Origin of the sequence: Xanthomonas sp. NCPPB 3569 (assembly GCF_041475645.2) — a bacterium.
Taxonomy (GTDB): domain Bacteria; phylum Pseudomonadota; class Gammaproteobacteria; order Xanthomonadales; family Xanthomonadaceae; genus Xanthomonas; species Xanthomonas phaseoli.
Map to the genome: position 1 here is coordinate 684,669 of NZ_CM192969.1, position 14,054 is coordinate 698,722.

General features: G+C 67.1%; 12 protein-coding genes and 1 pseudogene. 6 read left to right on the forward strand and 7 right to left on the reverse strand.

Annotated elements, in window-relative coordinates; translation table 11 throughout:
• Window positions 1-533: 533 nt before the first annotated feature.
• From ACCQ03_RS02845 to ACCQ03_RS02855, 3 genes are read right to left on the reverse strand one after another with little or no spacing between them, the layout of a single operon-like run.
• Window positions 534-2,804, reverse strand: a complete 2,271-nt coding sequence (locus ACCQ03_RS02845; RefSeq protein ID WP_057687067.1) for an ATP-binding protein — start codon at window positions 2,802-2,804, stop codon at window positions 534-536.
• A 39-nt stretch (window positions 2,805-2,843) separates the two neighbouring features.
• Window positions 2,844-4,820: an EAL domain-containing protein gene (locus tag ACCQ03_RS02850; RefSeq protein WP_057678758.1), complete on the reverse strand. Its 1,977-nt coding sequence runs from the start codon at window positions 4,818-4,820 to the stop codon at window positions 2,844-2,846.
• 38 nt (window positions 4,821-4,858) lie between these two features.
• Entirely contained in the window at window positions 4,859-5,485 is a 627-nt protein-coding gene (locus ACCQ03_RS02855) for a DUF4126 domain-containing protein (protein WP_104619798.1), read from the reverse strand.
• A gap of 140 nt (window positions 5,486-5,625) precedes the next feature.
• Between ACCQ03_RS02855 and ACCQ03_RS02860 the strand changes: the two genes are divergently transcribed.
• The 6 genes and pseudogenes from ACCQ03_RS02860 (at window position 5,626) to ACCQ03_RS02885 (ending at window position 10,522) form a co-directional block, all read left to right on the forward strand.
• A complete protein-coding gene (locus tag ACCQ03_RS02860) occupies window positions 5,626-6,363 on the forward strand; it encodes a DUF6776 family protein (protein WP_081022997.1) in 738 nt (245 codons plus the stop codon).
• A 3-nt stretch (window positions 6,364-6,366) separates the two neighbouring features.
• A complete protein-coding gene (locus tag ACCQ03_RS02865) occupies window positions 6,367-6,816 on the forward strand; it encodes a bactofilin family protein (protein WP_017155954.1) in 450 nt (149 codons plus the stop codon).
• A gap of 83 nt (window positions 6,817-6,899) precedes the next feature.
• The gene (gene erpA / locus ACCQ03_RS02870) at window positions 6,900-7,286 is read left to right on the forward strand and encodes an iron-sulfur cluster insertion protein ErpA (RefSeq protein ID WP_057678759.1); all 387 of its coding nucleotides are present in this window, start codon (window positions 6,900-6,902) and stop codon (window positions 7,284-7,286) included.
• A gap of 950 nt (window positions 7,287-8,236) precedes the next feature.
• Window positions 8,237-8,374, forward strand: a pseudogene (locus ACCQ03_RS02875) (alpha/beta hydrolase); the annotation flags it as partial.
• Between the two features lie 293 nt (window positions 8,375-8,667).
• Complete coding sequence (gene nudC / locus ACCQ03_RS02880) at window positions 8,668-9,558, forward strand: NAD(+) diphosphatase (protein WP_057678755.1); 891 nt, start codon at window positions 8,668-8,670, stop codon at window positions 9,556-9,558.
• A 73-nt stretch (window positions 9,559-9,631) separates the two neighbouring features.
• Window positions 9,632-10,522, forward strand: coding sequence for a cobalamin biosynthesis protein (locus tag ACCQ03_RS02885; RefSeq protein ID WP_209225258.1), 891 nt, complete (start codon window positions 9,632-9,634; stop codon window positions 10,520-10,522).
• Window positions 10,523-10,691: 169 nt separating this feature from the next.
• On the opposite strand, the gene ACCQ03_RS02890 is transcribed toward ACCQ03_RS02885, so the two are convergent.
• The 4 genes from ACCQ03_RS02890 to ACCQ03_RS02905 form a co-directional block, all read right to left on the reverse strand.
• Window positions 10,692-10,871 carry a hypothetical protein gene (locus ACCQ03_RS02890; RefSeq protein WP_081022999.1) on the reverse strand — a complete coding sequence of 60 codons (180 nt, stop codon included), beginning with the start codon at window positions 10,869-10,871 and terminating at the stop codon, window positions 10,692-10,694.
• Window positions 10,872-10,889: 18 nt separating this feature from the next.
• Window positions 10,890-11,300 (reverse strand): DUF2752 domain-containing protein, encoded by a 411-nt coding sequence (locus ACCQ03_RS02895; protein WP_057678754.1) that lies wholly within the window; start codon window positions 11,298-11,300, stop codon window positions 10,890-10,892.
• Window positions 11,300-11,644 (reverse strand): CD225/dispanin family protein, encoded by a 345-nt coding sequence (locus ACCQ03_RS02900; RefSeq protein ID WP_005920117.1) that lies wholly within the window; start codon window positions 11,642-11,644, stop codon window positions 11,300-11,302. The genes ACCQ03_RS02895 and ACCQ03_RS02900 overlap by 1 nt, the downstream gene beginning before the upstream one ends.
• Window positions 11,645-12,106: 462 nt before the next feature.
• Window positions 12,107-14,029: an MFS transporter gene (locus ACCQ03_RS02905; RefSeq protein ID WP_209225260.1), complete on the reverse strand. Its 1,923-nt coding sequence runs from the start codon at window positions 14,027-14,029 to the stop codon at window positions 12,107-12,109.
• Window positions 14,030-14,054 lie beyond the last annotated feature (25 nt).

Sequence of the window (14,054 nt, forward strand, 5' to 3'; positions counted from 1 at the left end):
CGATTTGAGCATCTTCTGTGGCTGGGTGAGCGCGCGCCGCTTTGCCCGTACCCTCACCCCAACCCCTCTCCCGCAGGAGAGGGGCTTTGGTGCTCTTCCGGGAATGGAGAGGCTTGAGCGTCCTTGCGTGTGAGAGGCGTTGAGCACCAGGGCGATTTGAGCGTCGCGTTAACGACTGCAGATGCTCGGTGCACAGAGGCCAGATGGTCGGCATAGCGCTGTCGGCGCTTGCTTGGTGACGCTTGCTCTCGGCGACGTTCCCATTCCTGGTGATGCTTGCTCGATGATTCGCCGCTCTTGTGGGTGGCGGCCTGCAGGCGCGCCAGCAGCCTGGCAGGACGACGACGCGCCGCCAGATGTAGCGATGATCCCGGATCCGCTCACCGAGCTGTCAGGGCAACCGTGGCCGCATGGCGTTCGTGGTCAGGGCGGCTCTACCCAAGCGTGTGCGCGGTCCGGATTACATCCCTAAGCAGTTCGAAGCAGGTGACGGCGCCGGGTTTCTTCTGATGCTTCGACAGCGCTGATTGCGATTACGGATTTGCGGTGCTGGCGGTGGCTTGCAGGCGGGCGACCTGGCCTAGCAGCGCCAGGCGGGCGCGGGCGTATTCGGCGATGACCAGGGCGACCATCACCGAGGGGCGTTCGATGGTGCCGGTGCGGGCGGCCAATTCGATGCGCCGGGCCGCGTTGGACACCGCCTGCGCACCGACGTTGGCGCTGGAAGACTTGAGGGTGTGGGCGAGGTCGCGCAGCTGCATGCTGTCGCGGTTGGCGGCGGCCGCTTCCAGTTGTTCGATGATCAGCGGTGCGTCTTCCAGGAACAGCTGCAGGATGGTGATGGTGTCCGCGCCGGCCACTTCGTACAGCTCGTCGATCACGCTGTTGTCCAGGATCGGCAGTGCGCGTGCCTGCGCAGCGGCGCTGGCGCTTTCGGGATCGTGGGTTGCCTGGCCGGCGCTGCTTGGGCCGGGCAGCAGCGCCTGGCGCGGCAGCCAGCGCTGCAGACAGGCGTCGAGCTGTTCGCGTGCGACCGGCTTGGAAAGATAGTCGTCCATGCCGGCGGCCAGGCAGCGTTCGCGGTCGCCGGCCATGGCGTTGGCGGTCATGGCCACGATCGGGATCGGGCGGCCGCCGCTTTCGGTTTCCATGGCCCGCCAGCGCCGAGTGGCGGCGTAGCCATCCAGCACCGGCATCTGGCAATCCATGAACACCATGTCGTAGCGGGTGGATTCCATGCTGGCCAGTGCGGCTTCGCCATCGGTGGCGGTGTCGGCCTCGAAGCCAAGTACGGCCAGCAGCTTCTGCGCGACCAGCAGATTCACCGGGTTGTCTTCGACCAGCAGGATGCGCACCTCGCGCGCATTGGCCATCGGTGGCGGCAATGGCTCGGGGATCATCGCCGCCGCCAGCGTGGTGACGTGGGCGGGCTTGGGTTCGGGCGGCAGCACCAGGGCGCGCAGGGTTTCGTCCGGGCTCTGGCGCGGCACCAGGGTGGCATGATCCTGCAGTTCGGCCGGTACCGGTTCTTCGCCGTACAGCCAGATCAGCCGCGCGCTGTTGGCGTTTTCCGGGCGGGCGAGCGCGCGGTGCACCGCGCGCGCGCTGTAGCGCAACGTGTCGTGGTCGGCGATGACGCAGCGGAAGCCTTCGCTGTCGCTGTGCCGGCGCACGCGTTCCAGCGCTTCCTGGGTGGTTTCCATGAGCACGTGCGACACCCCCCAGCTGTCGAGCAGGCGCTTGAGGCGTTGCGACAGGCGCGCGTCGGAGCTGATCACCATCACGCGTGCGGCGTCGGCGCCGCTGGCTTGCTGGAGGTCGCCGATGACCTTGAGCAGCGGGATTTCGAACCAGAAGGTGGAGCCGCGCCCGGGTTCGGATTCCACCCCGATGCGACCGCCCATCAGGTCGATGATGCGTTTGCAGATCGCCAGGCCCAAGCCGGTGCCGCCGTACAGCCGCGTGGTGGAGGCATCGGCTTGTGCAAAGGAGCGGAACAGGCGTGCCTGCTGGTCCGGGGCGATGCCGATCCCGGTGTCGCGCACCTGGAAGCGCAGCAGATGCTGGGCGCGCGTTTCGCCCAGGCGGCGCAGCTGGATATCGACGCTGCCGCGTTCGGTGAACTTGATGGCGTTGCCGATCAGATTGCCCAGCACCTGGCGCAGGCGGATCGGGTCGCCGCGCACCAGCAGCCGCACCGACGGTTCGATATCCAGGCTCAGGCGCAGCTGGCGGCCTTCGGCGGTGCGCTGGAGCAACTGGATGACGCCGTCGAGCAGCTCGCGCAGGTTGAAGGTGGTGATTTCCAGTTCGAGCTTGTTGGCCTCGAGCTTGGAGTAATCGAGGATGTCGTCGACGATGCGCAGCAGCTGCAGCGAGCTGCCGGTGGCGGTCTGCAGCATGTCGCGCTGATCAAGGCTGAGCTGGCCGCTGGAGATCAGCTCCAGCATCGGAATGATGCCGTTGAGCGGGGTGCGGATCTCGTGGCTCATGGTGGCCAGGAATTCGCCCTTGGCCAGGGTGGCTGCCTCGGCGGCCTGTTTGGCGCGCAACAGTTCCTGTTCGAGTTCGCCGTGACGCCGCAGTTCCTGCTGCAGGCGTTCGCGGGCCAGGTCGGCCTCTTCCAGGCGCTGTGCCAAGGCACGCTGCGCCTGTGCGGCCCGGTGGGCGGCAAGCGCGGCGCACAGCCCGCAGACCACCGCCAGCACTGCCGAGACCGCGCTGACCGCGCGCCAGGGGCCTTGCAGCGACGACCACTGCAGACCTGCGCCGAGGGCGGCCGCCAGCGCGGCCAGCACTGCCAAGATGCTCCAGGCGCGGAGACCTGCTGCCCGCTCTCTCACTCAGAGCACCGCGCTCGTGAAGTCGAAGTCCAGTTCCTTGCCGACGGTCTGCACCAGGTTGCCCTGGATGAAGTCCACGCCGCTCATCCACATCGCGGCCGCTGCCTGCGGATCTTCGATGCGTTGGCCGATGATCTGCAGGCCGCGCTGGTGGGCGATGTCGATGACGCCGCGCAGTTCGTCGCGTACCGCCGCATTGCCGTGCGCATCGGCGAAACGGTTGGCCATGCGTACGAAGCTCAGCGGCAACTGGGCCAACAGTGCATTGGCTTCGTCGCCGGGCTCGAACTGGCTGAGGCAGAACTGCACGCCGGCCGGCATCAACTTGGCGCAGAACTGCTCTACGGTGACGGCGTGGATCAAGGCATCGTCCAGGCGCAGATCCACGATCAGCGACTGGCCGGCCACGCCACGTTCGGCCAGTGCCTTGAGCAGCCAGTCGGCGAATGCGTCGCGCGCCAGCGTGCGCGGCGATTGCGACACGAACAGGCGCAGCGGCGGGCTGGCGTGCTGGTACAGGTGCAGCAGGCCCAGCGCATGGTCCATGACCTGCTGGTCCAGATCGGCGATGCGACCGGCGGCTTCTGCGGCAGGAATGACCTGGCCTGCCGAGAGCAGGGTGCCATCGGCCTGGCGCAGCCGCAGCAGCACCTGGTACTGCGCGGTGTCGCCGCCGGCCACGGCCACGATCGGTTGATAGGCCAGTTCCAGCTGTCCTTCGACCAGCCGCAGTTGTTCCTGCTGTTCGGCCTGGCTGGGCGCCAGGTAGGTCTGCACGCCGTCGCTGCGCAGGCGTGCCTGCAGCGCGGTGCGTTCGACCGCTTCCAGCGCGCTGCCGGTGTCGTCGAAGCCCAGGCCCAGCGGTGCCACGCCGATAGCGCAGCGCACATGCACGGATTCTTCTTCGCGCACCGGGAAGGCGTTGGCCGACAGCCGCTGGCGGATCTCCAGTGCCTGCTGTTCCAGGCTGGCTTCGGGCATCTCGACGGCCAGCAGCAGGAAGCTGTTGTCGTTCAGGCGCGCCAGCGGATAGGGCTGGGCGGCGCTGGCCAGGCGGTGCCCGGCCTGGGTCATCAGGCGCTCGTAGGCGGCATAGCCGTAGCGCTCGCGCAGACCGAGCGCACTGGCGATCTCGATGAAGAACAGGCCGCCGGACTGCTTGCGCTCCAGCGCGTCGGCGAGCAGGTCCATCACGTGGCCGCGGGTGGGCAGGCCGGTTTCCGGATTGCTGCGCACGCTGACCTGTTCGCCGACTTGCTGCAGCGCCTGCTGGCGTGCGCGGCGGATGCGGTTGGACACCGCAGCGATCAGATGGCGCGGGCGGATCGGCTTGGTGAGGAAGTCGTCGGCGCCGCTGTCGAGCACTTCGAACTGGCGCTCCGGGTCCGGGTCGCCGGTCAGGAACACGATCGGCAGCAACTGCTGACCGGGCTGCTGGCGGATCAGCGTGGTCAGGCGGATGCCGTCCAGCTCGGGCATGTGCAGATCCATCAGGATCAGATCCGGGTGATAGTCCTGGATCGCCTGCGGCACGCTGGCGGCGGTCATTTCGACCTGCGCATGCATGCCGGCGCCGTGCAGCACGCTCTGCGCAAACAAGGCCTGCGAGCGGTCGTCCTCGACGATGAGGACGCGGTAGGGCGCATCGGCGGCGACAGTGTCCTCGCCGTCGTGCGCCGCGGTGGGCGCTGCCGATGTGGGTGACGCCGTGGGCGCCGGTGCTGCGGCAACCCGTGCGCTGCCGCTGGCCGCCACCGCGCGCGGCGCCGCCACGGCCGCGGCCGGGTGGGCCGCCGCTGCCGTGGCAGGCGCAGGAATGATCGCCGCGCTCACCGGCACGGCGGTGTCGGCCGGCGACGCAACCTCATCGGCCCAGCGACGCCAGTGGTCGGCCGGCGGGGTCTCGGCGCGAAGTGGACGATTACGCGTGGCGGTGTCGTCACGCGTGGTGGAAGAAACCGGATCTCGGGCGGCCATCGATACTCCCTACAGTCGCTGTGATTATGCGATGAACTTCACGGTAGCGGGGAGCTGCGTGCAGTTGGCGTGGCGGCGGGGCGCATCGGCGCAACCAGCCGACGCATGCCGCGCCACAGCAATCGCCAGACCCACCACACCACCAGCCCCGCCAGCAGGCTGGAGCCCACCGCAAGACCCAGTGCCAGCCAGGGGTGCGCCAGTGCCAGTGCCAAGGCCGTGGTGGCGATGGTGTCTTCGGCCAGGGAGGCGACCCAGTTGCTGGCCGGTTCGGGCGAGGTGTTGAGCAGTGCGCGGGTGCCGGCCTTGAGCGTGTGGCTGGTGAGCGCCACGCCTGCACCGGCCGCCAACGCGCCTGCGCCCAGGTCGCCGTCGGGCGAGAGCGTTGCCGCGGCCAGGAAGGCACCGGCCGGCACGCGCGCCAGCGTCTGCAGCAGGTCCCAGCCCGAGTCCACGCCCGGAATCTTGTCGGCGAAGAATTCGGCCACCGCCAGCGCGCCGGAAGTACCCAGCACCCACCACGACTGCGCCGGATGCAGCGCCGGCGGCAAGTCGATCCAGCCCAGCAGGCCGGCCAGGCCGACGCCGAACACGGTGAGATAGACCCGGATGCCGGCCAGCCAGGCCAGCAGGATGCCGATCACGAACAGATGCGCTTGGCTCATGGCGCGGTTCCCTGCAAACAATTGCAGAACTATCGCAGAACTTTGGGATAACCGCCGGTCCAGCGCCAGCGCGACGATTGTCGGGGCTCTGGCACACTACGCCGCCCATGATTGCGCCGGCCCGTCCGGACCCGATGCCCATGAGACCAGCCGCACGCGTACAGATCGTCCAACGTGCCTCCGGCGGTGGCCGTTCTAGTGGCCGCTGGTGGTGGCTGGTGGTCGCCATCGTGTGGCTGGCGTCGCTGGGTGGGGTGTGGTGGATGGCCACCCGCACGGCCGCCCCGCGGCTGGTGGAGGCCGAGGCAGCGCTGCAGCAGGCGCGACGCAGCCAGGCCCAGCAACGTCGGCAGATCGAGCAGTTGCAGCAGCGCCAGGTCAATCTGGCGATGTCGGACAAGATCAGCCGCGCGGCCAATACCGAAGTGCAGGCCTCTCTGGCCGAGCGCGACGAGCAGATCGCCGCGCTGCGCGCCGACGTGGCGTTCTACGAGCGGCTGGTGGGCTCCACCGCACAGCGCAAGGGGCTCAACGCGCACTCGGTGCAATTCACCGCCGAAGCCGGCGGCACCTGGAATTACAGCGTGGTGCTGACCCAGAACCTCAACCGTGGCGCAATCAGCCAGGGCCAGCTGCGCTTTGCGGTGGAAGGCGTGCGCGCCGGCAAGCTGGTGACGGTGAGCTGGAACGAGTTGCACCAGAAGCCCGATGCTGCCGGGCAGCCGTACTCGTTCCGCTATTTCCAGCAGCTGGACGGTAGCGTGATCCTGCCGAAGGATTTCACCCCGCAACGTGTCAAAATCTCCCTGAGCGGCGATGGGGCGCCGGTCAGTCAGACATTCGATTGGAAAGTCGCCGGCAACGGCGCGGGGGAGTAGCTCATGTTCGGAAACAAGTCCAACCGTGGTGCGCAGACCGTGGTCGATACCTTGATCGGGCCGCAGGTGGTCATCCGCGGCGACCTGATGTTCAGCGGCGGGCTGTATGTGGAAGGCCGCATCCTGGGCAAGGTGATTGCCGAAGACGGCGCCAGCGCGACCCTGACGGTGGCCGAGCAGGGCAGCATCGAGGGCGAAGTGCGTGCGCCGGTGGTGATCATTAACGGCCAGCTGATCGGCGATGTGCATGCGGCCGAGCGGGTCGAACTGGCCGCCAATGCGCGCGTGCAGGGCAATGTGCATTACCAGGTGGTGGAAATGAGCGCCGGCGCACAGCTCACCGGGCGACTGATCCATGCCGCTACGGCCGGCGCAACCGCGGCGCTGCCAGCGCCGGAAGCCAGCCGTGCCGAGCCGGTCACGGCATTGCAGGCCGAAACCGCCGACGCCTGAGTGACGCATGCGCGGTGAATGCCGTGGCAGCCGATGCGGCGGCCTGGCTTGAAGTGGGGCCGTCTGGCCCCCATGCTGGCGCCATGAGTACGCTCGTTTCGCTTCCCACTGCCGCCCCGGCGCCGGACTACCAGTCCATCGGCCGGCCACTGAACTTTTCCGTGGCCGCTGCCGCCAAGGTGCGCGAGCTGATCCAGGAAGAAGGCAACGCCGACCTGGCATTGCGCGTGTACATCCAAGGCGGAGGGTGTTCCGGTTTCCAGTACGGCTTCGAGTTCGACGAGAACCGCGCCGAGGACGACCTGGCCGTGGCCACCGATGGCGTGACGCTGCTGGTGGATCCGCTGAGCCTGCAATACCTGATGGGTGCCGAGGTGGATTACACCGAGAGCCTCACCGGCGCGCAGTTCGTGATCCGCAATCCCAATGCGAAGACCACCTGCGGCTGCGGGAGCAGCTTCAGCGTCTGATTGCATCGGGATAGATGCGGATTGTTCGACGCATCTGGGTAAACGCGCATTGCTGGCGCCTAGCGCGTGTTCCTGTGGTGCATCTGTATTGTTGACAGGCTGATTGCCGAACGTGCGATCGATCGCGGCAGCGTTGCGCGCTGTGCGCTAGATGTTGACCCGCTGGCGATGCGGTGGGCGCGGCGCAGATGGCGGGACTGGCCGGGTTGGCTTGTTTGTCCGCGGTGTGCGCTGTGATGAGGGCGGTGCATCGCTTGCTGCGCGGCTGCAGCGCGTCGGGCAACTGCCGGCCGCCATCACCAGAATGCGGCCAATGCGAGCTGCGTAGCGCGCGAAGGGCGGCCGCTGGTCTGGCATGCGTGTGAGCGCCTTCACGTTGAGCAATGACTGCGGCAATCCTTCAGGACGATGGCAGCGCTGTGCGCCTTATAGAGACGCGTAAAACGGCGAACCGGCCGCGTAGTTGCGAGCCACGTGCGTCCTTCAAGGCGCCTGCGCCACGCGCGGCGCCGTAGGGTGCTTCAGTACGACGACAGCGCTGCAGCGAGTCGCTGGCTATCGATCGCGAGGCACGCACATGATTGCTTGGGTTGCGCCTGCACGCGCGCATAACGCGCTACGACATTTTCAGCGCTGCAGGTTTCGCAGCGCGCGCGTCGGCTTCGTGCGTGAGTGATGGTGCATAGATCCAGATGACCATACTGCGTGCGTGCTTACCGCTGGCGCCACGATATGCGCGTTTTCTCCAGGCATTGCCGCTTGTCCACGCTGATCCACCGCAGGCGTGTGCGACACCGTGCTGATGCGCATGCCATGCGTTGCGTCGATTCCAAGCCGTTGCGCAGTGACCTCTCCCGCTCCTTCCGCACCTCGATCGGGCACCGGTACCGATCGAGTGCCGAGTGATTGCTGCGCGTCTGTTCCGTCCTTTCCCCAGAGAGCATCACTTCATGTTGCAGACCAACTCCCGATCGGTGTTTGGCCTGGCGGCCCTGTTGGGCATTGCCAGCGCAGTGTTTGCGCCCGGCGCGCAGGCCGCGCCCGCGCGCGGTACCTTGCTTGGACAAGCAGCGCTGACGCCTCGGTCGTTGCTTGACCCTGCAAGGGGTTTGCAGGTGCGGGCGTATCCCAGGCCCGCACCTGCATGGTTCTTCCCTGCCACCGCTGCAATGCATTGCCGTGATCATTGGCGAAGGTGCGTGTGCTGACATGGCCGCACCTGCGCGCGGTCCGGTGATGGGGCCGCGCGAGCTGCCGTGAACCACATCCATACCGGCGGCCAGCGCGGGCGGCGTCCGCGTCTGAACACGCACCGCAGGCGCGCTCGGTAGAGTGCGTGCGACGGTTGCAGGCGCTGCCGATTATCGTCAGGCTTGCGCCGATGTCAGAGTCTCTTTTTTCATCTTCCGGTTTTGCCTTCACCCACGCGCCGCTCGATCGCGGCGATGTGTTGCGTGACGATCCCGACGCCCTGGCGCGTCTGTGGCCACAAGGCCGTGTGCTGTTGATCGACGCCAAGGGCGCGGCGCTGGCCGATGCCGATGGCCAGCCGCTGCTGCTGGATGGCGCCGAACTGGGCGACGGGCCGGAGGCCGCGATCTTCCTGGGTCTGCGCGATGCGACGGGCTGGTTTTGTGTGCCGGCCGACAGCGTGCCGGTGCAGGCGCCGCAGCGCATCGATCTGCGCCAGGCCGCTGCCGACTGGCCTGCCGAGATCGCCACCGCCTTCGCCTATGCGCGCGCGATGTTGCACTGGCAGTCGCGTACGCGCTTTTGCGGCGTCTGCGGCGGTGCGATCGCATTCCGGCGCGCCGGCTTCATTGCGCACTGCACGCAATGCCAGACCGAGCATTACCCACGCGTGGACCCGGCCATCATCGTGGCGGTCAGCGATGGCGCGCGCTTGCTGCTCGGGCGTCAGGCCAGTTGGGCGCCAGGACGTTATTCAGTGATTGCCGGGTTCGTCGAACCGGGCGAGTCGCTGGAGCAGACTGTGGTGCGCGAAGTATTCGAGGAAACCCGCGTGCATGTGCAGGACTGCCGCTACCTGGGCGCGCAGCCGTGGCCGTTCCCGGGCGCGCTGATGCTGGGCTTCACCGCGCGCGCCGCGGCGACCGAGGTGCCGCAGGTCACCGGTGAACTGGAAGACGCGCGCTGGGTGAGCCATGCGCAGGTCAGCGCCGCGCTGGCCGGCGAGGGCGACATCGGGTTGCCGCCGCGGATCTCCATTGCGCGGGCATTGATCGAGCAGTGGCATCGTGCGCATGGCTGAGCCTGGCCGGCTGTTGCGGTGTTGCAGCGGCGCTCGCGTCCGCTCGGCTAGACTCGGCTGAGGAGGCCTGCCCATGTTCACCACCCTGGTTGCCGTCGTCGTCGCACTCACGCTGGGCCATCTGGTGCCGGCGCAGGTGGCCAAGCTGCGCAATTTCGCCTGGTTCGGCCAATGGCTGCGCCGGCTGGACAGTTACGCGGCCGGGCGCGGTGCGTGGCAAGGGCGCTATGGCGTGCTGCTGGCCGTGCTACCGGCGCTGTTGGTGTTGCTGGTGCAATGGCTGCTGGACGATGTCTGGCACGGCTTTCTGGACCTGCTGTTCGGCGTGGCGGTGCTGGCCTGGACCTGGGGCCCGCGCGATCTGGATCGCGATGTGGAAGCGGTCATCGACGCCGACGAGCCGCACACGCGGCGCGAAGCGATCTCGCACCTGCAGGCCCCCGGCGGCAGCGTGCACGAAGACGCGCCATCGCTGGTGGAAGCGGTGGTGGTCAATGGCCTGCGGCGCTGGTTCGCGGTGCTGTGGTGGTTTTTGCTGCTGGGGCCGTTCGGCGCGGTGCTGTATCGGCTCACGGCCCTGGCGGTGGAAAGCCCGCTGGCCGTGTTGCTGCCGCCCCGCAATCTGGCCGGCGCACGTTGGCTGCTGGCGGTGCTGGAATGGCCGGTGGCGCAGTTGATGACGATGTCGATGGCGCTGGTGGGTAACTTCGACACCGTGTTCCGCGCCTGGCGCGAGGCGCACGGCAATCGCTGGTCGTTGGAACCGCATTTTCTGGGCGCGGTGGCGCGTGCCAGCGTCAGCGCCGAGCTGCGCGAGGAAGCGCACGACTACACCGATTCGGGCCTGGTGCCGGTGTGGCGCCGCCTGCCGGAAGTGCGCGATGCGATGAGCCTGGTCTGGCGCGTGCTGCTACTGTGGTTGGTGGTGCTGGCGTTGTTGGTGATTGCCGGGTGGGTGCGATAAGCGGTGCACGCATTGCCAGTTGTGAGCACTGCAGAAGACTGCGCGCAGCGACTTGTGAAGCACCAACTGATCACGCAGCTGTTCCCTATCGGGCCTGCATCAACGCGATTCGAATATCGCGTTCAATCTGCGCAGTTGTTGGAGCAACGATCTGATCAGAGGCGGTCTCTTAGTCGTTACTGCAACCAGTAATGGAAAGCTCAAGCGCACCTTCTCTGACATCAGCGAAGATCCGACTTCCATCGGTAAACTGGATAACGAGCTCCCCGGATCGGTGACGCCAGATCGTTTGAACGATCTTTCCGGCGAGCAGCGCGGTAGCGCGGTCAGCTTCTTCTTCCAGCGTCACTGTGTTGTCCTTTCCGGCCTAACCCGGCGCCAGCAGCGTAAACGGGTACCACGGCAGGTTCCTTGCGATCCAGTACGCCGGCAAGGCCCATAGCCAAAATTTCGGTGCGGACATCACGGCCACCACCGGGGCGAACCAGCGCGCGCGCCAGCCGGCTTTCCAGGCGATCAGGCCGGGCAGGGTGAACAGGCCCAGCACCGCTGCCGGGTTCATCGCGAAGGCGCCGGGCAGGTCGAAATGCACCAGCGCATACAGCGCGCGCGTCATGCCGCAGCCGGGGCAATAGCAGCCGGTCACGGCACGGAACACGCAGGGCGGGAACGGGCTGTTGCCCGCATTCGGATCGAAGCGATACAGCAACGACACGCCAAGGGCGGCCACGCTGGTGGCCGCCCCCAGTCCAAGCCAGTGGCGTGGACGCAGTTCCATTACTGCATGTGCTGCAACTGCTGCATATAGTCCATGTAGCCCTGCATGCCGCCGGTGGCCACCATGCCGATGTTGATCAGCAGGCCGATCGCGGCCAGCACGCTGGTCACGATGCACCAGGTCTTGGCGGTGTTGGAGGCGCGACGTGCGCCGTCGATGTCGCCCTGGTTGAGCAGGCCGTTGACCTTGCTGGAAAACACGATCGCCACGATGCCGGAGATCAGGGCCGGGCAGCACAGGCAAAAGCCCAGCACGGTGGAAACGATCGCCCAGATCAGGTGATTGGGCACCGGGCCGGGGGCGGCGCTGGACGAGGGATGGATCGGCGGTGGCATGGCACTCATGGTGAAGCTCCTTGGGTGGTAAACAACAGCGAACTGATGGTGAGTGGGGTTGGATTATCGGGCGCCATGCGCGGCGGTGATGCGCCCGGTGTGCGCTGACGATGGCCGGATGGCCTGCGTGCAAGGGGTGGCGCGCGTGTGAGCCGGGGCCCGCGTGTCGGTCGCGGCAGCGGCCAGTCGCGCTACGCGACGCCGGATCTTTGCTCGCGCCAGCGAACTGGCGCTCCACCACTGAGCAGCGGACGCACGCAGTGGCCTGCCCATCGCTGCCGGCACAGCCAGCCGCTGGAATGCGCGACGCCCGCCGGTCACGGCAGACGCCTCAGGCGCGATGATGTTGAGCACAATGACGTCCCCCGGTACGGCCGGCCGCGTCCGCTTGGCGGCAGCGACGGCAAAGCGTGCAATGGCGCACAGGCTACTCGCGGCGCGCCATGGACGCAAAGCCTGCACCCGCTGGGCTCAGGGCTGATCCTGCCGCAGCGCGCGCACCTGTTGTTCGAGCAGCGCGGCACTGGCCTGATCGCCGGCAACCGCTGCCCCTGCCACCACTTCGATCCGCGCGCGCATCCGCCGCGGCACCCGCATGCGGCCCAGGCGCGTGTCGCGCCGGCTCCACATGCTCGACCACATGCCGCGCAGCGCCATCGGAATGAGCGGCACGTTGCGGCGCTGCAGAATCTTTTCCACGCCGGACTTGAAGGGTGCAATTTCGCCATCCTTGGTCAATGCGCCCTCGGGGAAGATGCACACCAGCTCGCCATAGGCCAATGCGGCATCAATGCGATCGAAGGCCTGCTGCATCAAGGCTGGGTCTTCGCGCGCGCCGGCGATCGGAATGGCCTTGGCGGTGCGGAAGATCCAGCGCATCACCGGGATGCGGAAGATCTTGTAGTACATGACAAAGCGCACCGGGCGCGGAATCACCGCTGAGAGGATCAGCGCGTCCATGTAGCTGACGTGGTTGCATACCAGCAGGGCGGCGCCCTCGTCGGGCACGTGCGCGTCGATGTCGCGCGCGCGCAGGCGGTACAACACGCTCACCAGCACCCAGCTGAGAAAGCGCATCAGGAACTCGGGCACCAGGGTGAAGATCCACAACGCTACCAGCGTGTTGGCGATCGCCAGTGCCAGGAACACCTGCGGAATGCTCAGGCCCGGCAGCGGAATCCGCACCCCGAACAGCACCACCTGCGGCAACTGCAGCGCGATGCCGATCACCGCCGCGGCCACGATGAACAACGAGTTCTGGATATTGAGCCCGGCGATCACGCGCGACAGCTCGGCCTTGGGTGTGCGGCTCTGGATCAGCGCAAACAACGGCACCACGAACAGGCCGGTGAACAGGCCGATGCCGACCAGGTCGATGATCAGCCGCACGCTGCCGGGCTGCTGCACGAACTGGCCGATCGACAGGCCGGCGACCGGCGCCGCGCCAGGCCGGGCGAAGTACAGGTCCAGCAGGAAGGCGCTGATGCCGAACGCGCCCAGCGGCACCAGGCCGATTTCCACGGTGCGGCCGGACAGCCGTTCGCACAGCAGCGAGCCCACACCGGTGCCGATCGAAAACAGCGCCAGCGCGAATACGTAAAGGTCTTGCTGGCCGCCCAGGTTGAGCTGCGCATAGGTGGGCAGCTGCGCGGTCAGCACGGTGCCGATGAACCAGAACCACGACACGCCCAGCACCGAGTTGCGCACCGCCAGCGTGCGCCGGGTCAGGCGCATGATGGCGCGCGATTCGGGAATGGGGTTCCAGTTGATCTTCAACTCGGGCGCGCCGGCATCCACGCGCGGTACCAGCCGCGCCACCAGGTTGCCGGTCACCGCAATCGCAATCACCGCAGTGGCCGCAGCCTCCGGCCCATGACTGCCGGCGATCTGGAAGATCAGCCCGCCGAAGATCATACCGCACAGGATCGAAATCGAGGTCCCCATTTCGACCAGGCCATTGCCGCCGGTGAGTTCTTCCGGCTTCAGCACCGAGGGCAGGATCGAATATTTCACTGGCCCGAACAGCGTGGACTGCAGGCCGGTGCAGAACAGCGCAACCAGCAGGATCACCATGTTCTCGGTGATGAAGCCCACCGCAGCCAGCGACATGATGGCGATCTCCATCGTGGTGGTGATCACGATGAGCTTCTGCTTTTCCAGCTTCTCGGCGATCTGCCCGGCCAGCGCGGAGAACAGGAAGTACGGCAGGATGAACAAGGCCGGCGCCAGGTTCGTATACAGCGTGCGCTGGGCGGCATCGATGCCGAGATAGAACAGCAGGCCGATGATGGCCTGCCGATAGACGTTGTCGTTGAACGCGCCCAGCGCCTGGACAGCGAAGAACGGCAAGAAGCGGCGCTGCCTGAGCAGGGCGAACTGACTGTGACCGGACATGCAGTTTCCTTTGCGAACGCGCGCA

Coding starts and splice junctions, on each gene's coding strand:
- ACCQ03_RS02850 (WP_057678758.1), bottom strand. CDS start 4,820: ATGGCCGCCCGAGATCCGGTTTCTTCCACCACGCGTGACGACACCGCC.
- ACCQ03_RS02855 (WP_104619798.1), bottom strand. CDS start 5,485: ATGAGCCAAGCGCATCTGTTCGTGATCGGCATCCTGCTGGCCTGGCTG.
- ACCQ03_RS02860 (WP_081022997.1), top strand. CDS start 5,626: ATGAGACCAGCCGCACGCGTACAGATCGTCCAACGTGCCTCCGGCGGT.
- ACCQ03_RS02865 (WP_017155954.1), top strand. CDS start 6,367: ATGTTCGGAAACAAGTCCAACCGTGGTGCGCAGACCGTGGTCGATACC.
- erpA (WP_057678759.1), top strand. CDS start 6,900: ATGAGTACGCTCGTTTCGCTTCCCACTGCCGCCCCGGCGCCGGACTAC.
- nudC (WP_057678755.1), top strand. CDS start 8,668: ATGTCAGAGTCTCTTTTTTCATCTTCCGGTTTTGCCTTCACCCACGCG.
- ACCQ03_RS02885 (WP_209225258.1), top strand. CDS start 9,632: ATGTTCACCACCCTGGTTGCCGTCGTCGTCGCACTCACGCTGGGCCAT.
- ACCQ03_RS02895 (WP_057678754.1), bottom strand. CDS start 11,300: ATGGAACTGCGTCCACGCCACTGGCTTGGACTGGGGGCGGCCACCAGC.
- ACCQ03_RS02900 (WP_005920117.1), bottom strand. CDS start 11,644: ATGAGTGCCATGCCACCGCCGATCCATCCCTCGTCCAGCGCCGCCCCC.
- ACCQ03_RS02905 (WP_209225260.1), bottom strand. CDS start 14,029: ATGTCCGGTCACAGTCAGTTCGCCCTGCTCAGGCAGCGCCGCTTCTTG.